The organism is Erythrobacter sp. (genome assembly GCF_039988855.1).
Classification (GTDB): domain Bacteria; phylum Pseudomonadota; class Alphaproteobacteria; order Sphingomonadales; family Sphingomonadaceae; genus Erythrobacter.
Window position 1 is genome coordinate 267,435 of the sequence record NZ_JBDXIY010000019.1, and the last position, 20,740, is coordinate 288,174.

Sequence of the window (20,740 nt, forward strand, 5' to 3'; positions counted from 1 at the left end):
CCTCAATGCGCGCTAACGCCTTTCTCGTCTATGACTAACGCCACAAAATTACCCAAAACTCGCGTGGATCACCTGCTGGTCGAGCGCGGCCTTGCCGAAAGCCGTACCCGCGCGCAGGCCTTGGTGATGGCTGGCCTTGTGTTCGCGGGTGAAACCAAGATCGCAAAACCCGGTCAGCAAATTGCGGCAGATAGCGCGCTAGAGGTGCGCGGACGCGATCATCCTTGGGTAAGCAGGGGCGGGATCAAACTCGCACACGCGATCAAGCATTTCGGCATCGATGTATCGGGCGCGATTGCGATGGACATCGGAAGTTCAACCGGCGGGTTTACCGACGTGATGTTGCAAGGCGGTGCGAGACATGTCTTCGCCGTGGATTCGGGCACGAATCAGCTTGCTTGGAAACTGAGGCAAGACGACCGTGTCACCGTCTTGGAGCAGACCAGCGCACGCATTTTAACGCGCGATCACATCAATCAAGACTGCAATCTAGTGGTGTGTGATGCGAGCTTTATTGGGCTTGCAAAAGTGCTTGAACGGCCACTTGAACTGGCGGCGCGCGAGTGCCGTCTGCTTGCCCTCATCAAACCTCAGTTTGAAGTGGAAAAGCACGAAGTAGGCAAGGGCGGTGTGGTCCGCGACGCTGCTCTACATGAGCGCGTGTGCGACGAAGTTCGTAATTGGTTAGAGGGGCTTGGCTGTACAATCGAAGGGGTCGTCACAAGTCCGATCACCGGCCCTCAAGGCAATGTCGAATTCCTTATTTCCGCAGTTCGCAGCTGAGGAATTAATCCAAATCGAGCGAATTTAGCTTGGTATCCAAATCGATTGGGGCTTGGCTCAACACTTCCACCCCGCTTGCCGTGTTGTATGCATCATCACCTAATTCAGCCACAAGCTCTGCATGACGCACGTCGCGTTCGCGCAGCAATACGGCGATTTCGTCGCGATACAGTGCAACCATTGCGGTCACGAAGCGGTTGACGAGATCATCTTCTTTTGTGTGGTCGACGTCGAAATCAGGCAGATATTCGATCATGACATCGGCCGGATAGAGGAATTCGTTGGTCACAAAACGGTTTACGGTGAACCAGCTGCGCGGAATGCCATTATTGTCGATTGATAGTGAGATCAGATGGGTGACATGAGCACGCGCGTCTTCACCCTGGGGAGGCCAGACCTTTGGCTCCAATCCTTCTGGCAATTGCGTGCGGTGAAGGAACAGGTGGAAGTGACCGTGCTCGTCCTTATCGCGGTTTCCCGGAGCATGGACATGATAATACCAACGCGATTTGCAGAATTTGTCGCGCGCATCGTTCTTTGGATAATGCGTCCAGAACGTGGCCCCATCCTCTGGAACAACACGCAGCATTAATGGTTTTTGATCTTGAGCCATCTGTGTGATCGTTTCGATCACGGTAAGTGCGGCGTCTTTGGGGCTCATCGGAGCTTTGGTCACGGTGGCAGTTGTCATAGCAAGGGTTTCTAGCGATCTAGCGCAAAAGTTACAGTTTCAATTTCAGCCGTACATATCTCAGTTCGAGAGATTTTGGGCCAGATACAAAACGACCGGCAGCAACAATGTTACTACCGGTCGAATTGAAACGCTTATGCGTTGCAGTGAAGCTTAGGCAGCTGCACAGCAGCCAGCCGCACAACAACCAGCCGCACAACAACCAGCTGCACAGCAGCCAGCAGCACAACAGCCAGCTTCACAAGCAGCTGCACAGCAGCCACCTTCGCATGCAGCTGCACAGCAGCCACCAGCGCAATCAGCTACTGCAGTCGCGTCAGCGTCTGTTGCAGTGTCGTCAGCAGGAGCTGAACATGCAGCAGTTGCGAGTGCCAGACCGCCTGAAACAGCGAGCAGTGAAGCAAAATTGGTCTTTTTCATCAAATGTTCCCCTCAAAAGAAACGAAAGCCTAGATGGCCAGTCCCAGTTTGGTACCTGGGGCGCGAGGATAATTCCAAGCCGCAGCGCCCCGAATCACGGCAAGAATGTGGCAACGCTAACATGTTATGACAAAAGCGCGAGGGGTCTTCTTGCGAATTGTGGCTAAAACTTGTCCGAAATCGCCCAAACGCGCGCTTGAGGCGACGGGTGAGTTCGCTGTAAAACTCGTGATTTGCACGAAAAACTGGCTCGTGTATCGCTTGCGACCAAGAGCCGGGCTGTACGAATCGAATGATCGAAGGCCCCTTAAGGACTTGAAGTCCCTCAGGAGACGCAATGAATTTTCTGGCTTCGAAGGCGCAATTGCGGGCAAGCTTTGCCCGTTGGTCGCTCTTTACGGTTCCTTTGATCGTGTTGCTCGGTTTTCTGGCTGGGCAATTGGGCGGTCCTGATACGCTTTGGTTCCAAAGCCTAACAAAGCCTTCGATCTTTCCTCCGCCTGCTGCCTTTGGCATTGTGTGGACGATCCTTTATGTGATGATTGGTTTTTCCGTCGCTCTCGTGGGAAGCGCGTGGGGCGCGCATGGGCGCGGCATCGCAATCATTGCCTTTGCGATCCACTTCATTGGCAATCTGGCTTGGACTTTCGTCTTTTTCGGAATGCAGAACATGACCGCCGCGCTAGGCGTGCTGGTTTACACAACGCTCACCCTTGTGTTGGTGATTGTGCTGTTTGCAAGGGTGCGCCGGTCGGCTGCTGTTCTGCTGATACCCTATCTTGCCTGGGTTGCCTTTGCGAGCGTGCTCAATTGGCAGTTTATCGCAGAAAACCCCGACGGCGGAGCGAATGCGGGTCAGGCTGGCGCGGTTGAGCGGGTGGAGTTCTAGGGCAAAACTCTTGCTCTTTGCGCCAGCGATCTCCAAATAGCGCCCATGCAAAGTCAAAACCCACTGCTCGCCGATTTCGTCAAACTTGCAAACAGCGCAGCTGGCACGGTTGCCGGCATGTCGCGCGAAGCGCGAGAGAACGCGCGAGAACGCATGCGCGAGACACTTGGCGGGATGGATTTTGTAAGCCGCGAAGAATTCGACACGGTCAAAGCCATGGCGCAAAAAGCGCGGGAGCAGACAGACGCTCTCGAGGCCAAGGTGGCTGAGCTCGAAGCGAAACTTGCACGCAAGTAGTCTTTGACTCACTAGGTCGGATGAATCGGCATTGCGCCGAGGAGCGGTTTGACTAGGTTGCGCGCAGACGCAATCTTGGAAAGCTCCCGATATGACCCGCACCTTCCTGCTCACCAGCTCTGCCGCTTTGGCGGTAATGGCTGTTCCTGCCTACGCACAAGACAACACAGAGAGTTTTGGCGGTGCGAAAGGGGCAGACCTTTCGATTGAGGCGATTGAGCCTGATGGATCGGACGTAAAGCTTGGCAAAGCGGGGGAGTATCCAGCGGACATAGCGCGCTATCTGCTCGCAAGCGGGCCCGGCGCGGCAAATCTGTCACCTGATGGCGAAACGATTGCCTTTTCATGGGATGTTTCCGGCCAGCCTGAGCTTTGGGTTATGCCCGCAAGCGGCGGTGTTCCGCAGCAGTTGACATTCCAAACCGGCGTGGAGGCTCCTGTCTGGACACCAGATGGCAAGGGCTTGTTTTATTCGGCGGACCGTGATGGGAATGAGCAGCCGGGCTATTTCATGCTCTCCCCCGACGGCAAGACAGAGACAGAAATCCTTCCCGCTAAACGCGGCGATTTCCGTATCTTTGGCGACTTTGCACAGGATGGTAGTTTTATCTACGCATCCACAGCGCGCGGGGCAGGGGTATTCGACATCTATCGTGGTTCGCTTTTGGGCGAAGCTGAGATTATCGTTCAGTCAGAGCTTGGGCTCGCCGCCCGTTCAATCTCGCCTGATGGCAAATACGCGCTTGTCACGGAAACCGTGGGTGAGGACGGTGACAATCTTTATCTGCTCGATCTGAGGTCGCGCGAAATGACAACCATTTCCAAACCCGATGTGGCAGACCGTGCGAGCCACAGCCTTGGCGGCTTTGAATGGCGGCCAGATTCGCAAGGCTTTGGTTTTTCAAGCAATGTTGGGCGCGAATTTGGAGCGCTTACGACCTTTTCGCTGGCCACTGGCGAACTTAGGACGATTGCCAGCCCCGATGCAGATATCGAGAATTTTGAGGTGTGCGGGGAAGGGCAAAACGAACTCGTCATCTATACAGAAAATCACGGCGGTTTTGACAAATTGCGGATCCGCAATGGTCGCGACGGGAGCGACCGGATTGTGCCCGGCTTGCCGGAAGGCACTTATTCGCTCGATTGCGAGGGAACCACTGATCCAAAACTCTTCGTGCGGGTCAACGGATGGCGAACACCGGGCGAACTTTGGATGGTTGATCCCTTAGCAGGCACGGCAAAAAAGATCTTCGCAGCAAACCTCGCCGGGCTTGATGCAGACCGGCTGATCCGTCCGCAGATTGTCCGCTACGCCGCGCGCGATGGGGTGGAATTACAGGGTTTGCTGTATTTGCCAGAGGGCGCGCAAAAGGGTGAGAATGCGCCGCCTGTGGTATTCTCGGTTCACGGGGGTCCTTCGGGTCAGTCGCGGGCGAATTTTGACGCCGTGGCGCAATATCACGCCGCGCGCGGAGTTGCAGTGTTTGAACCCAATGTACGCGGATCGACGGGGCTTGGGCGGACTTATTCGACCCTTGATGACCGCGAAAAACGGCTCGATTCCGTGCGTGATCTTGTCGATTTGAAACAGGCGCTGGCGACCGATGGTCTCATCGACGGTAACCGCGCAGCCGTCATGGGGGGATCGTATGGCGGCTATGCCGTAAATGCGGTGCTTGCTGAATATCCCGGCGAATTTATCGCCGGTGTTTCCCTGTATGGCGTTGCCGATTGGGTCACCGCCCTAGAAATCGCATCACCGTCGCTGAAGGCCTCTGACCGGATCGAGTATGGCGACATCACCGAGGAGCGTTGGCGCGCCTTTTACCTCCTGAATTCGCCCATTCGCAAAGCCGATCAGATCACTGTGCCGGTCTTATATTCTCACGGCGTCCAAGACCCGCGCATCGACATTTATGAAACCGAAGTGATGGTGAAGGCCCTGCGTGCTAACGGCGTGGAAGCCCCCTTCGTGCGTATCCCGGACGAAGGGCATGGATGGCGTAAGCTCTCCAATCAATTGTTCTATTATCGCAAGCAAGCTGAGTTTCTGGAAGAGAAACTGGGACTGAATACCTCCGAATGAATGCGCCGCAATGAACCTAAGCGCGCCCGCCATCCTCATCGCTAGCCGCCCGCATGGTGAAAATGCGTGCGTTGCGCGCATGCTTACCGAAACGCACGGCATGGTCGCCGGATATGTTGCGGGCGGGCGGGGAAAGCGCATGGGCCCTGTTATGATCCCCGGCAACGGCGTTGAATTCGAGCTGCGCGCCAAGTCTGAAGGGCAACTGCCCTTTGCAAAGATAGAACTTGCGAAAAGCCGCGCGCCTTGGATGACCGAGCCATTGCCTGCTGCTGCGATCAATTGGGCCTGCGCACTTACGGCCAGCACTTTGCCAGAGCGCAATCCATACCCCTCGCTCTATACAGCGTTGGATGCATTGCTTGAGGCGATCTGTTCGGCGCCCAGCGCACGTGGATGGCTGGCTGGGATGGTCGCCTTTGAAGCAATGCTGTTACGCGAATTGGGCTATGGCGGAGCGAAACCTGACCTTTCAGCCGAATTTGACGAACAATTCGAAGCTTTTCGCAGTCTTCACAGGCCCATACGTGACTACTTACTTGCAGGGAGCCCCGGTGATGTTATGGCCGCCAGAACCGCTTTGGGAGAGCGGCTGAAGCGCATGGTCGAGTGAGGTAACCTTCATGAAAATAGCAGTAATGCCAGGGGACGGGATTGGTCCTGAGGTCACACGCGAGGCGGTCCAAGTGCTTGAGGCGCTTTCACTACCGGGGTTAACACTGTTCGACGGCGATGTTGGCGGGGCCGCGTATAAACGCCATGGACATCCGCTTCCTCAAGAAACGCTGACGATGGCGCGCGAGTGCGATGCAGTGCTGTTTGGCGCGGTTGGTGATCCGGATTGCGATGATCTGGAACGGTATTTGCGCCCAGAGCAGGCGATCTTAGGTCTTCGCAAAGAGTTGGGGCTGTTTGCTAATCTTCGCCCAGCAAAAGTTTTTCGCGGTCTTGAGCATCTCTCGCCTCTCAGCCCTGAGAAAGCGGCTGAGATCGACATGATGTTCGTGCGCGAGCTAAATGGCGATGTGTATTTTGGCGATAAAGGCGAACGCATCGGCGCGGATGGCTCACGTGAGGGGTGGGACATGATGTCTTATTCCGAGAAAGAGGTCAGCCGTATTGCGCAGGTCGCCTTTCGCACGGCGCGCGCGCGCGCCAATAAGCATCGCGTGACCAGCGTCGATAAAGCCAATGTGCTTGAAACCAGTCAGGTGTGGCGAGACACCGTGATTGCGGCGGCTGCTCCGCATCCTGATATCGAGCTTTCCCATATGTATGTCGATAATGCAGCGATGCAGATCATCACCAATCCCGGCGCGTTTGGTGTGATCCTGACCGGCAATTTGTTCGGCGACATCCTATCTGATCTTGCCAGCGCGGCGGTGGGCTCCATCGGACTCCTTGCAAGCGCTTCTATGGGGGAACGGCAAACGGAACATGGCCTGTTTGGCCTTTACGAACCCATCCACGGAAGCGCTCCTGACATTGCAGGACAAGACAAGGCCAATCCGATGGCTACGATCCTGTCGGCGGCCATGATGCTGCGCCATTCGTTTGGGCTTGATGCGCAGGCCGCGCAGATCGAAGCCGCGGTTGCAGGCGCATTGGCCGACGGCATCCACGGCGGTGACCTTGGCGGGAGCTGCGGTACACAGGCGATTGGCGAGGCCGTCCGCGAGCGGCTTTAAGAAGCAAAAGCCTCATGGCACTAGAGCTTGCGATCATTCTGCCTACGCTCAATGAGAGCGGCAATCTGGCCCCTTTAATGGAGAAGATTGACGCCAGTTTGGGGGACACGGGCTGGGAAGTGCTCATCGTTGATGACGACAGCGAAGATGGCACTGCGGATGAGGCGCGCGCGCTGGCGTTAAAAGACCCCCGGATCAGAGTAATTCAACGCATTGGCAGGCGCGGCCTTGCAAGCGCTGCGATTGAGGGGTTTTGTGCGACCGCTGCACCCTTTGTGGCTGTGATGGATGCCGATCATCAACACGATCCAGCGCTGCTTGCCGATATGCTCACCGAGCTTAAGGGCGGGGATGTGCAAGTTTGCGTCGCCAGCCGGTTTGTCGAAGGTGCAAGTACGTCAGATTGGAATCAACCAGAGCGCGAGCGTCTTTCCGGGCTCGCTAACAAAGCGGCGCGGTGGATCACTGGGGTCAATTTGACTGATCCGATGAGCGGTTATTTCATGCTCAATACGGCAACCGCTCGAACGCTTGCCCCGCGGTTGTCCGGGATTGGATTCAAAATTCTGCTCGACCTTCTGGCGACGTGCGACACGCCCATGAAGGTCAAAGAATTCCCGCTTAAATTCGCCGCACGCCGCGAAGGGGAGAGCAAGCTTGATCGCGCGATCTTATTCGACTTTCTTGCAGGGCTCTATGACAAATCTCTTGGCCGCGTGATCCCTACGCGGTTTGCCTTGTTTGGCACCGTTGGTGCATTGGGCGTGGTGGTTCATTTGGCGGTACTTTATGTGTTGCTTGTCATCGCAGGCGAAGGGTTTGCGTTCAGCCAAGCGATTGCCGCTCTCTCCGCGATGACCTTCAATTTCTGGTTCAACAACTGGCTCACGTACCGTGATCGGCGCTTAAAACACTGGAATGAATTTTTGCGAGGCTGGGCCAGCTTTTGCATAACTTGCTCGATTGGAGCGCTTGCCAATGTCGCGGTCGCGAGCTTACTAGAAGCGCAAGGGTTGTTATGGATTGCTGCTGCGCTTGCCGGGATCCTCATTGGTTCGGTCTGGAACTATGCGCTTTCGAGCCGTTTTGTTTGGGGACGATTTTAAATCACACCCAGCTGTCGAGCCACATCCAATTTTTGAACGTGACGGGTGGTTCCAACGGGGCAGCGGACAAGATTGGGAAGAACCATGCGAAGACCGCAATGCTCGCGGCTATGACGCCAAAGCTGACCTTTGACCAACCGGCCTGGCGCACATGGCTTAGCGTGAGAGCCAATGCACCCAAAAGGAAAACGCTTGGGATTGTGTAGTGGTAATAAAACTGCACCGGCTTTGGAGCAATGAGCCAAAAACCGAGGCTTACCGCATATCCAACGACTGCGGCGAGCATTGCCGGGTTTCTGCGCTGAATTCCCACCCCAAGACACCATAGGAGCGCGGGCAGTCCCAACAGCATGGTCACAGGATTGCCAATCAAAAGAACGCCGCGCTGGGCGCCGTCGATCTCCTCATATAAATACCAAATCCCGCGAGTATTTAGAGCCCATTGGTCCCAACTGCTTTGGTAGGGATGGGCGTCCAGCACTTGGCGTTGCAATGATAGAATTTCACTATGGAAAGCGATGATCCCGTCTTGCGCTAGCAAAGAGGGATCATTTTGCGTGCCGAGCCAATATCCAGGGGCAAAGCTTAAGGCGTAGATTGCAAGCGGCATTACGCCGAGCCAGAGGAATGCTTCGGCAAGGCTGATACCTGGCACCGGTGCACCTCTGCGACTTAGCAAAAGGCGCCTTCGACCTGCGGACAAGCGAAGGATGAAAAAGGAAAGGCCAAACACAGGAGCAAGCGGCATGGCATTCCACTTCGCCCCTATTGCAGCGCCTATTGCGACCCCGGTGAACGCCAATCGCCAGCGCCCCTGCTCAGGTTTGCGGATAGCGGCGGCGAACTGCCATGCCGCGATTGCAATCGCGCTCAGCATGAAGGTGTCAAGCATAGCGATGCGCGCGTGAATGAAGATGTGAAAACCCGTGGCCAGCAGCACGCCAAAGGCAAGGGTTGCAAAGCGGTCTTCGCTTGCATGCCACATCGCGCGCATGGACGCGCCGACGGTCACAGTTCCGGCGATAAGTGACATGATCCGCCATCCCAATGGATTGTCGCCGAACAGCGCCATTCCAATCGCAATCAGCGTCTTTCCCAAAAGTGGATGTTCTTTGTTGCGATAGATCGCCTCACCCCCGTTCCATACGTCCAGCATATCGCGCGCAGCCGGCAGGTAATGGACTTCATCGAAGAGCGGTGTGCTGGGGATTGCCAGCCGGGTGCTGGCAAGGGCGGCGAAAACGGCGCAAATTGCAAGGCTCCACACCCAAGGATCGTTGGGATGAACACGGGAGGCAGAGGCGCCGCCGAGGGACAGTTCTGCCTCAAGGTCCAGATTTTCGTGAGGGTTTTCGTGGGCCATTGCTGCGGAAGGCTTAAGCTAGGCTCCCGCCGAAGGGCAAGTGGATGTTTGGATATATGTCGCAGGCTTTGCCGTGGCTGCCTCATTTACGGCGTTCTCATTCTTGTGAGGATGCGTTCTCCAACCAAAACAAGCGGGCGCACATCGCAAGAAGCCCAATGCTTGCCGTTGAGAAGACGAAAAGTGCCCACGGTACAATGTTCATGTCCTGTTTTTGCGCACGCGGAAGGATAAAGAAGAACGCGATGATCACGCACATGACAAGATCCCACCAAACCTGAATGCCTGTCAGGTTCGCAGCATGATTGGTGTAGAACATGACCACGCCTTCTTGAGCGATTTGGATCGCGGTGTAGCCTGCGAATAACCCTGCCAAAAGCGCTGCAAGGATTGGTATGCCCTTTGTCGGGCGTACGGTAAGGATATACGCCGCCGGAATGATCGCGCCGCCAATGATGAGAAAAAAGAGGATTTGTAGATAGTCCATCACCAAGTCTCCATATTATGTAGCACTTGCTACATTTGCGCTCGTAAGCCATTGTAGCAGTCGCTACAAGAGCGGAAATGATGACAAGTCAAAAAAAACTATCGAAAACCAAGATGACGAAAGAGACGCTGCTTCCCAGCCTCGCAGCGCATGTGCTTGCACAAGGATTGGCGGGGGCCAGCTTGCGCCCGCTTGCAAAGGCGGCTGGGACGAGCGATCGAATGCTCATCTATCACTTCGGCAATAAGGAGGCGCTGATCAACGACCTGCTTGATTACATTGCTGAAGTTTATGCAGCGACCTTGGATGCCGGGATGGGAGATGAACGTGCGGCCACTCGCTACGAACTGGTGAAGCGTGTTCTCGCGCGGCTGGATGAGCCTTCGCTGAGACCCTTTCTTGCGCTGTGGTGGGATATTGTTGCGGGGTCAGTGCGAGGCAATTCGGGTCATAAAGATGCGGCCAAGCGCATGATGCACAAACTGCTACAATGGGTGGAGGACAATATGCCCGAGGGAGATCCTGATCCCAAAGGGGGCGCACGCTATCTTTTGACGCTGATTGAGGGTTCTCACATGCTCTCATCGGTTGGTCATGCCCGCACCGCAAATGAAGGATTGCTTGCGAGCAACCTATCTCAAGACTAAGCCGCGCAGGTTATGAAAAAGACCACAGGAATGGACCGCGCGGCAACGCGCAAATGGCGCCCTCAAACCCAAGCCGTGCGCGGCGGCACTTGGCGCAGCGAACATGGCGAGACGAGCGAGGCTCTGTTTCTGACCTCTGGCTACACCTATGACGATGCGCAAACGGTAGCTGACCGCTTTGCGGGCGAGGCCGAGGGCATGACCTATTCGCGCCTCCAGAACCCGACCGTGGCGATGTTGGAAGAGCGCATTGCCCTTATGGAAGGGTCCGAAGCCTGCCGTGCTCAGGCATCGGGAATGGCGGCGATGACGGCGGCGCTTTTGTGCCAAGTTTCCGCAGGCGATCATGTGGTCGCCGCGCGCGCTGCGTTTGGATCATGCCGGTGGCTGGTGGATCATCTCCTGCCGCGCTTTGGTGTGGAAACGAGCGTCATCGACAGCGCGGACAATGCGCAGTGGGAAGCGGCGATCCGGCCCAACACCAAGGTGTTTTTCTTCGAAAGCCCCGCCAATCCAACGCTTGATATCGTTGACCTTCAGCATGTGTGCGATGTCGCACGGGCACACGGTATCACCACGGTTGTCGACAACGCCTTTGCCTCACCCGTGCTTCAGCGCCCGATGGAATTTGGCGCAGATGTTGTCGCTTACAGCGCGACCAAATTGATGGACGGACAAGGTCGCGTGCTAGCAGGTGCGGTATGCGGGACCGAGGAATGGATCAATGAGGTGCTCCTTCCCTTCCAACGCAACACTGGCCCCAACATCTCACCCTTTAACGCATGGGTCGTGCACAAGGGCTTGGAAACGCTGTCCTTGCGCGCGCATCAGCAAAGCCGCAATGCAGTGGCGCTCGGCGAATTTTTGGAGCCGCGAGTGGTGAAAGCGGGCGGAGTAATGCAGCACCCGGGCCTTGCCAGTCACCCGTGCCATAATCTTGCGACGAAGCAAATGGATGCCACCGGGCCAATCTTCGCATTCGATGTTCAAACACGCGAGCGGGCGTTTCAAATCCTCGACGCGCTGGAATTGATCGACATCTCAAACAACATCGGCGATGCGCGCAGCCTGATGTGCCACCCGGCGTCCACGACCCATGCCAATATGGGCGAGGAAGGGCGCGCTGAAATGGGTGTGACGGAAGGGCTCTTGCGGATCAATGTGGGACTTGAGGATGTTCAAGACCTCGTTGAGGATATGGATCAAGCGCTGGTGAGGGCTGGGGTTTAACTCTTTGGGTCCTTCACACGCAGTGAGCGTAGCTAACTTGGATGATGGCTGCCTGACCGTTTCCGGTCCAATTGCGGACGTTGGATAGCGACGCTTTCCCCTGCTCCCAAGATTAATAGACAAGAGCAGCAGCTGTCCTTATTCAATTCATGGAGAGGTGGCTTAAGATGGCGGACTTGGGAGCAGAACGGTGACTGGCGAAAGCAGCGCGCAGGGCTGGAAGGCAGAGCTCGCCCTGTTCCTTCCAGGAATTTTCCTCGTTGGCTTTAACATTGGCACCGGCAGCGTCACGACCATGGCTTCGGCAGGTGCGAACTTCGGCATGGCGCTGCTATGGACGGTCTTGGTCTCCTGCGCCGCGACCTATTTGATGGTTGCGACATATGGTCGTTACACTTTGGTCACGGGTGAGACAGCGCTCGAGGCATTTCGCAAACATATTCACCCAGCCGTCGGGCTGTTCTTCATCGCGGCCCTTGGCTTGGGCGTATTTGCAAGCCTGATGGGCGTGATGGGGATAGTGGCGGAGATCAGCTTTGAATGGTCAAAGACCTTCGTTTCCGGCGGCATCAAGCCGCTCTATTGGGCAGCGTTTTTCTGCTCCGTAGCCTATTTCATATTCTGGAACGGCCACACGCAGGTTTTTGAACGCATCTTGGCTGTGGTCGTAGCCGTGATGGGCGTGTGCTTCGTGCTAAATTTCTTCATCCTCATGCCACCAGTCTCGACGATGGCCGCAGGGTTAATTCCAACGGTGCCAGATACTGGTTCAAGCGAGGCGGGACCTATGCTGCTTATCGCATCGATGGTCGGCACCACGATCTTCTCGGGGCTGTTCATTATGCGCACAACCTTGGTGAAGGAAGCAGGCTGGACGATCGCACAGGACAAACAACAACGGCGCGATGCGGCATTCGCTGCGATCATGATGTTCGTCATCAGTGCATCGATTATGGCGGCCGCTGCGGGGAGCCTGTTCGTAGAGGGCATTGCGCTCGACAGGGCATCGCAAATGATTGGATTGCTTGAGCCGCTTGCTGGACCGCTGGCCGTCTCAATCTTTGCCATCGGAATTATCGCGGCAGGCGTCTCGTCACAGTTCCCGAACCTTATTCTCATTCCGTGGCTCATTTGCGATTTTCGCAGCTCGCCGCGCGACATGACGATCTGGAAATACCGCCTATTCGTAGGCATCATTTCCCTCCTTGGGCTTGTCGTACCTCTTTTCGAGGCAAGACCAGTCTTGGTCCTCATCTTGAGCCAGGCATTCAACGTTGCGCTTTTGCCGGTGACGGTTGCGTGCATTCTCTATCTCGGCAATCGCACTGACCTGATGGGTGAATATCGCCATTCATCGATGACCAATGCTGGGCTTGGTGCGATATTCCTCTTCTCACTCGTAACCGGCTATATGGGCTTTCAGGGCCTATTGGGCATGATTTGATGGAGCAGGGTTGATGCGCGAATCTTGGCGTTGGTTTGGGCCGAACGATCCGGTCAGTCTCGAAGACATACGCCAAACAGGCGCGACTGATATCGTGAGCGCATTGCACGATATCCCGATCGGTGAACGTTGGCCCCGCGAGCGTATCGCTGCTCATCGTGCACTGATCGAGCAAGGCAATGTGGCGGGTTCCACTCTGCACTGGACGGTGGTCGAGAGCATCCCTGTTCATGATGACATCAAGATCGCTTCGCCCGGGTGTGAAGCCTATGTCCATGCATGGATCGAAAGCATGAGCAACCTGGCGGCAGAGGGTATCAAGACCATCTGCTACAACTTCATGCCGGTTATTGATTGGACGCGAACAGACCTACGACACCTACTTCCGAACGGCGCATATGCGCTGAAATTTGATCAGGACCGCTTTGCAGCATTTGATCTTTTCATCCTCAAACGAGCAGGTGCAGAGGCGGACTACAGCGAAGTCGAGATTGCCCGTGCAAGCGCAGCATTCAAAGCCATGTCAGCAAAGGATGTCGCTGGCCTAACCAACACGATCATTGCCGGGCTTCCAGGCAAGATGACAGATGCCTATTCGCTAGACGATTTTCGCGCGATGCTGGCGCGCTATAACGGGATTAGCCATAATCAACTGCGCGCAAATCTCGTCCAGTTCTTGAAGCGTGTGCTGCCCGCCGCTGAGAAGCTTGATGTGAAGCTCGCGATCCATCCCGACGATCCACCATGGAGCATGTTTGGACTCCCCAGGGTCATCTGTACACCAACCGATCTGGATATGCTTTTTGAGGCTGAACCGAGCCCTTCAAATGGCATTACCCTGTGCGTCGGCACTTTTGGCAGCCGGCCCGACAATGATCTGCCGCAAATGGCTCGCGATTACCGCGATCGAATACACTTTGCCCATTTGCGCGGCGTTTCGCGCGACCCTGAGGAACCACGCACATTTATTGAAGCAAGCCATTTGGACAGCGACATCGACATGCTCAGCGTGATCCGCAATCTGCTTGCCAATGAGCGAGCCACGAACCGTGAGATATTCATCCGACCCGATCACGGCCATTTGATGATGGGCGATATCTCCAAGGAGACCAATCCTGGCTACTCGGCGATCGGGAGAATGAAAGGCCTTGCTGAAATACGCGGTGTTATCCGCGCTTTGGCCTCATCTGCTTAGTCGGCCTAATCTGCCGAGATCGGACTTTGTCCACTTTCATTCCCAGTCCCTGCCTAAAAGCCATGGCTCAAAGTGGGCCGATTGCAGAGTATCTGCTGTTAGCAAGCAAAGGTTGATCTGGCTTGCCCGGACTCGCTTTCGACAAGCCAGTGATTGCTGGTGTTGAACGCTTGCGGCCAACCGGTCTCCGAAGTCGAGTCCCTTTTTCTTCCGCTTTCCACCCCAATAGGCGCCACTGGTTCATCCAATCGTGCTGCATCAAGGCGGTCATTCCTTACCCCCATCTTGTGCATCGCGGCATAAACCCCTAGGCGGCGAGGCACTCTTTTATGCGGCAAGATAAACTATGCCGTGCCAAGACATCAGGACACCGCTTCAATGACCCAGACCGCTACATTCGCGGACACTTTTCGCCGTGATTGGCTCGCGCAGCCGCGCGCTGATATCCTTGCAGGGATTGTGGTGGCGCTTGCGCTTATCCCGGAGGCAATCGGCTTTGCTCTCATCGCGGGCGTTGATCCCAGCGTAGGCCTTTATGCCAGCGTCGCGATTGCGATGGTGATTGCCTTTACGGGCGGGCGTCCGGGCATGATTTCAGCAGCGACGGCTGCGGTGGCCGTGGTGGTCATCCCCTTGGTGCGGGATTACGGGGTCGAATACCTTTTCGCCGCGACCATCCTTATGGGCGTTTTCCAAGGGATTGCGGCGGTTTTGCGCCTGAATTTGTTGATGCAGTTCGTCAGCCGGTCCGTGATTACCGGCTTCGTCAATGCGCTCGCGATCTTGATTTTCATGGCGCAGGTGCCTCAGTTGATGCCCGGTAATGAAGGCGTTGGTCCTTGGACATGGGCGATGGTGCTCGGCGGACTTGCCATCATTTATGGCTTCCCCCGCATCACAAAGGTTGTCCCAAGCCCGCTTGTTGCGATTGTTCTGCTGACTGCGGCCACAGTCTATTGGGGGCTTCCGGTCAACAATGTCGCAGGCGAGGGCGAGTTGCCGAGCGGCCTTCCAAGCTTTGCCTTCCCTGATGTTCCGCTGACATGGGAAACCTTGCGGATCATCGCTCCCTATTCGGCAACAATGGCGGCAGTTGGCTTGCTTGAGAGCTTTCTCACGGCGCAGATTGTCGATGATATGACCCATACGGACAGCAACAAACAGCGCGAAGGCGCAGGTCAGGGCGTTGCTAATATCGTGGCGGCATTCTTTGGCGGCATGGGCGGCTGTGCGATGATCGGGCAATCGGTGATCAACGTGGCATCAGGCGGGCGAGGGCGATTGTCGACCTTTACCGCCGGTGCGTTTCTGTTGTTCTTGCTAACGGTATTGGGCCCCTATGTCGGACAAGTTCCGATGCCTGCATTGGTCGCGGTGATGATCATGGTCAGCATTGGTACGTTCAGCTGGAACTCCATCCCCAATCTGCGCCGTCATCCTCCCAGTAGCTCTGTTGTGATGTTGGCGACGGTTGTTGTCGTTGTGTGGACCCATGACTTGGCCATGGGTGTGCTGATCGGTGTTCTGCTTTCAGGCATCTTTTTTGCGCAGAAGGTCAAACAGCTCTTCACAGTCGAACGCGTGCGCCGTCCGAATAGCGCGGTTTACGTTGTCACCGGCGAAATCTTCTTTGCCAGCGTTGAGAAATTTCAAGACATGCTGGGCCCAGAAAGCCAATATGAAGATGCCGCCCACAACGTTGTAATCGACGTCTCTAAAGCGCATTTTTGGGATATATCTGCGATTGGCGCGCTTGAAAAAGTGGTTGAGCGGATGCGGCGCAATGGCCGGCATACGCGGGTTGTGGGGCTGAATGCCGCGAGCGCGGACTTGTTTGATCAATTCGCGTTAGAAGACCGCACCGGTTTGGAATTGGGCCTCGCACCGCACTAACGCGCGCGCCTTATTGACGGGCCCCAAATGCGAAGAGCCGGAGCGCTGCGCATAAACGCAGCACACCGGCTCCCAAGCACATCCGCCGCATGGTGGAAGGACCCCTTTTGGGAACAACCATAGCGGGCGGTCGGAACGACATTCGTCAGGCCATCAGCCCATACCCCCATAGGCGGTACATGGTGCGACTTTGCAAATTGATCCTAAAAAATTGAAGCGAAACGAACTTAACACGCGGTTCACCATGTGATTGGATTGCGCGCGCGCATTGTCCCTTCGTCTGGAAGACAGACTTGATAATTCGGCCGTCCCATGCAAGCCATGCTGCAAAATGAGCATAGGAGAGAACACCATGGCCGACCGCGTTGAGCTAATCTTCGATTTTGTGAGCCCCAATGCATATTTGATCTGGGGAGCTCTGCGAGACGTTGTCGCGCGCACTGAGGCGGAGCTTGATGTGACGCCGGTTTTCCTTGGAGGGATGCATAAACTCACTGGCAATGCGCCTCCGATGATCCGGAACAAGGATGTAAGGGGTAAGGTCGAATACGACATGCTTGAGATGAACCGCTTTGTCTCCAAGCATGGTCTCTCCAAGTTTAAGATGCACCCGCAATTTCCATTCAACTCCATCACTTTGCAGCGCATGCTTTATGCAGCGGATCAAGATGGTCGCGGGGTGCAGTTCGTCGATGGCCTGGTTACCAAAATCTGGGAAGAGGGCATCGATGTGCTTAACCCAGAGGCTCTTGGCCAAGCTGTTCAGGCGGCCGGATTTAACGCGAAAGACTTGTTCGAGCGCAGCCAATCTCAGGAAGTGAAAGACGGCCTTGTCGCCAACACTTCCCACGCGGTTGATCGCGGTGCCTTTGGCATTCCGACCATGTATGTGGGCCCAAAAGGCGGCGATACTGAAATGTTCTTTGGCAAAGAGCGCCTTAGCCAGATTGAAGAGGAGCTGGCAAAGGGCTAGCATCCCTTTTTATGAGGGGATTTCCAACACATCCCAATGAGGTAACACCTGATTGGCTCAATGATACTTTGGCGCGCAGCCATACAGCTGAGCTTGGCAAGGTCGCATCGGTCACTTGGATGCCGATTGGCACCGGACAAGTGGGGGATAGTGTTCGTTTTACGCTAACCCACGATGGTGGCGAGGTTTCTACCCTGGCCGCCAAATTCGCAGCCGAAGACGAAACCAGCCGCGGCACGGCCCAGATGATGCGCCTTTATGAAAAAGAGGTGCGCTTCTACGGTGAAATCGCACCTCATCTAAGCGCGCGGCTCCCCCGGACCTATGCTTGCGAGGTCAGCGAAGATGGCGGTGAGTTCATTCTCCTCTTCGAAGACTTGGGGCCTTCACGCGGCGGGAATCAGATTGCAGGGTGCACGATCGAAGACGCGCGCGCCGGTATCCGCCAAGCCGCCGCAATCCACGCTTCAAGCTGGGAGCGCGGGGATATCATCGGCAAAGACTGGCTCAAAACACCTGAGCCTGTTTCTGCACAAATCGCCGCCATGTATCCGCATGCACAAGCCACTTTTGCCGAGCGCTATGCCGAAGTGCTTGAGCCGGAATATATGGAAATATGCCAAGACTTTGCCCCGCATTTCGCGGATTGGAGTATACCTTCCAAACCGCCGCAATGCTTGCTTCACGGCGACTTTCGGCTCGACAATATGCTGTTCGATATCAAGGACGGTCGCGAACCCATCGCCATCCTCGATTGGCAAACCGTTACAGTGGGCAATGGAATGACGGACATCGGTTACTTTATGGGTACCGGGATCGGCAATGAACTTCGCCGCGCACATGAAGGTGAGATGCTTGACCTCTATCTTTCCGAAATGGCCGCCAACGGGGTTGTGCTTACCCACGAGGGTATCTGGCAAGATTATCTGATTGGCTCGTTAAGCGGCATTGCGACAGGTGTTTTCAGCGCCGCTTTCGTTGAACGGACCGAGCGGGGTGATGCCAATTTTCTATCCATGGTGCGCGGGGCCTGCACGCTCGCGCATGAGCACGGTTCCCTTGAAACGCTGGAAAAGGCGAAGACATAATGACCCTTTCATACGGCGACGAATATCCCATCCATCAAACGCCTGACCCCATCGCGTTTTCGGGCACGGACCGGAATTTCTACGACCGCTATTTCTTCAATGGCTATGCGCAAGACGGTACCGGGTTTTTCGCACTCGCATTCGGAGTGTACCCCCACCTTAATGTGGCGGACGCACATTTCAGCTTCATCCGCGATGGGGTTCAACACTCGCTCCACGCAAGCTGTGAACTCGGCATGGAGCGCATGTCTCTTAAAGTCGGGCCCATCAGCATTGAAGTGATCGAACCGCTCAAAGCCTTGCGTGTGACCATTGCAGAAACAGACGGCATCGCGGGCGAGTTTGAGTTTACCGGGCGCTCTTTCCCCATCGAAGAACCGCGTTTCATCCACCGCATCGGCTCACGCGCCTTTATGGATTACACCCGAATGACCCAGAACGGCCATTTCACCGGCTGGATCACCCTTGATGGCGTGCGTGAGGATTTGGCGGAGGGGACCATGGGCACGCGCGATCGCAGCTGGGGTATACGTCCGGTGGGCGCGCGCGATCCTCAACCCAATCCGGGACATGAGGCGTTGCAATTCTTCTGGCAGTGGACGCCGATCAATCTGGAAGACGGCTCGCTCTTCTTTCACATCAATGCGGACGCCCACGGCAATGCGTGGAACACGCGCGCCGCCTTTGCTCCCGATGGAGCGAGCGCGGGCGAGATCATCGAAGGTTCCGCAAGCCTTTCAAGCCAAACGCAGGCCGGAAGCCGCTGGCCAGCAGGCGGCGTGCTTTCAGGTATAAGCCCGCAAGGCGCACCGCAGGAATTGACGTTAGTCCCGCTAGAACGGTTTCAGATGAAGGGGCTTGGCTATACGCACCCCGTGTGGGGCCACGGCATCCACCACGGCCCGGTCAAGGTGGAGCGTGAGGCTTATGAGTTGGACAGTCTTGACCCCGCCCAGTTCGACAATCGCCATGTGCAAATGATCTGCCGGATTGAGGACGATAAAGGAAATGCCAAAGGGGTTGGCGTCTTTGAACAGCTCATCCTTGGCGACTATGCACCGCTGGGCCTTGAGGGGATTTAGCGGACCGCTGATAGGGATTTCGTGTTCATCGAAGACTAAGGAGATTTTCTGCAATGAGTCCCTTGTGAGGGGGAAAAGCGCTCGCTACTTTGGGACACGATATGAAAGAACTTTTCCAACACGCAGCCACTTCTGAAGGCATTACCGTGCGCGTCGCGGTCAATTTTTTGCCGGAGCAATCGCATCCTGAGGCGGGTAAGTGGTTCTGGGTGTATCATATCCGCATCGAAAACGGTTCTCACGAAGAAGTGAAACTTCTTACCCGACATTGGCGCATCACCGATGCGCGCGGCATGGTGAATCATGTCGATGGTGAAGGTGTGGTTGGCGAACAACCCCTGCTTTCACCGGGCGAAAGCCACGATTACGTGTCTGGCTGTCCTCTCACTACGACGCATGGATCGATGGAAGGGTTTTACACCTTCTCAAAATCGGATGGTTCTTCGATGGAGGTGCGCATCCCGTTCTTCCCATTGGCAGCGCCTGAAACGGCTGACGGACGCTAAAGATTCTCAACCAAGCTTGCGGTCAGCCCATTGGCCACCTAAATCGCTTTTCGTGAAACGCACACATCTCCCTTTGAACGCCTTGCGCGTTTATGACGCTGCGGCGCGTCACTTGTCCTTTACACGGGCAGCGGACGAGCTTGCTGTGACTCCGGCTGCGGTCGGGCAACAAATACGCGCGCTTGAGGATCATCTTGGCGTTGTGCTGTTCCGGCGCACTTCCAAGGGGTTAGAGCTGACACCTGAGGGTGAGGCTGGGCTTGATCCATTGCGCGAAGGGTTCTTGCGTTTTGAAGAGAGCGTGTCGGCGATGCAGATGGGGCAGGCGAGTGACCGCTATACGATTGCGGCGCCGCGCGAATTTTATGCCTCATGGCTCGCTCCTCGGATTGCTCCCTTCCAGGCATCGACACCGGGCGTGCAATATATCTTGGCCCCGGATGAAGCTTCGGACTTTACCGAGGCGAACCTTGACCTTGCGATCCGGTTTATTGCCGGGCCGGGAGAGCTTGAAGGCGTGCAACTTGCGCCCGCTTTGCAGGTGAGCGTTGCCGCTCCCGATGCGCGTGATGCGTGGATTGACTGGCCAGAGGCGGGGCTGCCCGAGGATGTCAAAGCCTGCGTCAAGACCAGCAGTGCAGGGCAGGCCATGAGTTCAGCGCTTGCCGGCATGGGCCGCACGGTTCTGCCGCTTGCTTTGGTGGAGCGGGCATTGGCGGATGGGCGGCTGGAAAAGCTCGATGAACCAGTTGAAAGCAAGCGCGCCTATTGGCTTGTCGCGCCGGTGCCGCAATGGCGATCAAAAAAGGTGAAGGCGCTGGTCAAATTTCTGACCGATGGTTGAGGTTCCGACCTTAACGACGCCCCGTTTC

The 20,740-nt window shown here is 56.0% G+C and carries 21 protein-coding genes; 17 read left to right on the top strand and 4 right to left on the bottom strand.

The annotated features are described in order from the left end of the window. The first annotated feature begins 30 nt into the window (after positions 1-30). Entirely contained in the window at positions 31-783 is a 753-nt protein-coding gene (locus ABJ205_RS13365) for a TlyA family RNA methyltransferase (protein ID WP_348157377.1), read from the top strand. A gap of 4 nt (positions 784-787) precedes the next feature. On the opposite strand, the gene ABJ205_RS13370 is transcribed toward ABJ205_RS13365, so the two are convergent. Further along, entirely contained in the window at positions 788-1,474 is a 687-nt protein-coding gene (locus tag ABJ205_RS13370; protein WP_348157379.1) for a hypothetical protein, read from the bottom strand. A 134-nt stretch (positions 1,475-1,608) separates the two neighbouring features. Next, entirely contained in the window at positions 1,609-1,764 is a 156-nt protein-coding gene (locus ABJ205_RS13375) for a hypothetical protein (protein ID WP_348157381.1), read from the bottom strand. 467 nt (positions 1,765-2,231) lie between these two features. On the opposite strand from ABJ205_RS13375, the gene ABJ205_RS13380 reads away from it, so the two are divergent. From ABJ205_RS13380 to ABJ205_RS13405, 6 genes are all read left to right on the top strand, one after another. Continuing rightward, complete coding sequence (locus tag ABJ205_RS13380) at positions 2,232-2,783, top strand: TspO/MBR family protein (RefSeq protein WP_348157383.1); 552 nt, start codon at positions 2,232-2,234, stop codon at positions 2,781-2,783. A 45-nt stretch (positions 2,784-2,828) separates the two neighbouring features. Continuing rightward, complete coding sequence (locus ABJ205_RS13385) at positions 2,829-3,080, top strand: accessory factor UbiK family protein (protein WP_348157386.1); 252 nt, start codon at positions 2,829-2,831, stop codon at positions 3,078-3,080. Between the two features lie 91 nt (positions 3,081-3,171). Then, a complete protein-coding gene (locus ABJ205_RS13390; protein ID WP_348157389.1) occupies positions 3,172-5,166 on the top strand; it encodes a prolyl oligopeptidase family serine peptidase in 1,995 nt (664 codons plus the stop codon). A 10-nt stretch (positions 5,167-5,176) separates the two neighbouring features. After that, entirely contained in the window at positions 5,177-5,779 is a 603-nt protein-coding gene (recO, locus tag ABJ205_RS13395) for a DNA repair protein RecO (RefSeq protein ID WP_348157392.1), read from the top strand. Positions 5,780-5,789: 10 nt separating this feature from the next. Further along, positions 5,790-6,854, top strand: coding sequence for a 3-isopropylmalate dehydrogenase (gene leuB / locus ABJ205_RS13400; protein ID WP_348157394.1), 1,065 nt, complete (start codon positions 5,790-5,792; stop codon positions 6,852-6,854). 14 nt (positions 6,855-6,868) lie between these two features. After that, positions 6,869-7,960, top strand: a complete 1,092-nt coding sequence (locus tag ABJ205_RS13405; protein WP_348157397.1) for a glycosyltransferase family 2 protein — start codon at positions 6,869-6,871, stop codon at positions 7,958-7,960. A 1-nt stretch (position 7,961) separates the two neighbouring features. Here the strand turns inward: ABJ205_RS13405 and ABJ205_RS13410 are convergent, their stop codons facing one another. Further along, entirely contained in the window at positions 7,962-9,323 is a 1,362-nt protein-coding gene (locus ABJ205_RS13410) for a glycosyltransferase family 39 protein (protein ID WP_348157400.1), read from the bottom strand. Positions 9,324-9,420: 97 nt separating this feature from the next. Beyond that, on the bottom strand, positions 9,421-9,810 hold the full coding sequence (locus ABJ205_RS13415) for a hypothetical protein (RefSeq protein ID WP_348157403.1): 390 nt from the start codon (positions 9,808-9,810) through the stop codon (positions 9,421-9,423). Positions 9,811-9,923: 113 nt separating this feature from the next. On the opposite strand from ABJ205_RS13415, the gene ABJ205_RS13420 reads away from it, so the two are divergent. From ABJ205_RS13420 to ABJ205_RS13465, 10 genes are all read left to right on the top strand, one after another. Then, positions 9,924-10,457: a TetR/AcrR family transcriptional regulator gene (locus ABJ205_RS13420; protein WP_348157406.1), complete on the top strand. Its 534-nt coding sequence runs from the start codon at positions 9,924-9,926 to the stop codon at positions 10,455-10,457. Between the two features lie 12 nt (positions 10,458-10,469). Further along, positions 10,470-11,687, top strand: a complete 1,218-nt coding sequence (locus tag ABJ205_RS13425; RefSeq protein ID WP_348157408.1) for an aminotransferase class I/II-fold pyridoxal phosphate-dependent enzyme — start codon at positions 10,470-10,472, stop codon at positions 11,685-11,687. 190 nt (positions 11,688-11,877) lie between these two features. Next, positions 11,878-13,131 (top strand): Nramp family divalent metal transporter, encoded by a 1,254-nt coding sequence (locus tag ABJ205_RS13430; RefSeq protein ID WP_348157410.1) that lies wholly within the window; start codon positions 11,878-11,880, stop codon positions 13,129-13,131. 13 nt (positions 13,132-13,144) lie between these two features. Continuing rightward, positions 13,145-14,326 carry a mannonate dehydratase gene (gene uxuA, locus ABJ205_RS13435; RefSeq protein WP_348157413.1) on the top strand — a complete coding sequence of 394 codons (1,182 nt, stop codon included), beginning with the start codon at positions 13,145-13,147 and terminating at the stop codon, positions 14,324-14,326. 378 nt (positions 14,327-14,704) lie between these two features. Further along, complete coding sequence (locus ABJ205_RS13440; RefSeq protein WP_348157416.1) at positions 14,705-16,219, top strand: SulP family inorganic anion transporter; 1,515 nt, start codon at positions 14,705-14,707, stop codon at positions 16,217-16,219. Between the two features lie 352 nt (positions 16,220-16,571). Next, on the top strand, positions 16,572-17,192 hold the full coding sequence (locus ABJ205_RS13445; RefSeq protein ID WP_348157419.1) for a 2-hydroxychromene-2-carboxylate isomerase: 621 nt from the start codon (positions 16,572-16,574) through the stop codon (positions 17,190-17,192). An 11-nt stretch (positions 17,193-17,203) separates the two neighbouring features. After that, positions 17,204-18,280 (top strand): phosphotransferase, encoded by a 1,077-nt coding sequence (locus ABJ205_RS13450; RefSeq protein ID WP_348157421.1) that lies wholly within the window; start codon positions 17,204-17,206, stop codon positions 18,278-18,280. Beyond that, on the top strand, positions 18,280-19,362 hold the full coding sequence (locus ABJ205_RS13455; protein ID WP_348157424.1) for a hypothetical protein: 1,083 nt from the start codon (positions 18,280-18,282) through the stop codon (positions 19,360-19,362). Before ABJ205_RS13450 ends, ABJ205_RS13455 begins: the two co-directional genes overlap by 1 nt. A 101-nt stretch (positions 19,363-19,463) precedes the next feature. Continuing rightward, the gene (apaG, locus tag ABJ205_RS13460) at positions 19,464-19,868 is read left to right on the top strand and encodes a Co2+/Mg2+ efflux protein ApaG (protein ID WP_348157427.1); all 405 of its coding nucleotides are present in this window, start codon (positions 19,464-19,466) and stop codon (positions 19,866-19,868) included. A gap of 52 nt (positions 19,869-19,920) precedes the next feature. After that, complete coding sequence (locus ABJ205_RS13465; protein WP_348157430.1) at positions 19,921-20,712, top strand: LysR family transcriptional regulator; 792 nt, start codon at positions 19,921-19,923, stop codon at positions 20,710-20,712. The last annotated feature ends 28 nt before the right edge of the window (positions 20,713-20,740 follow it).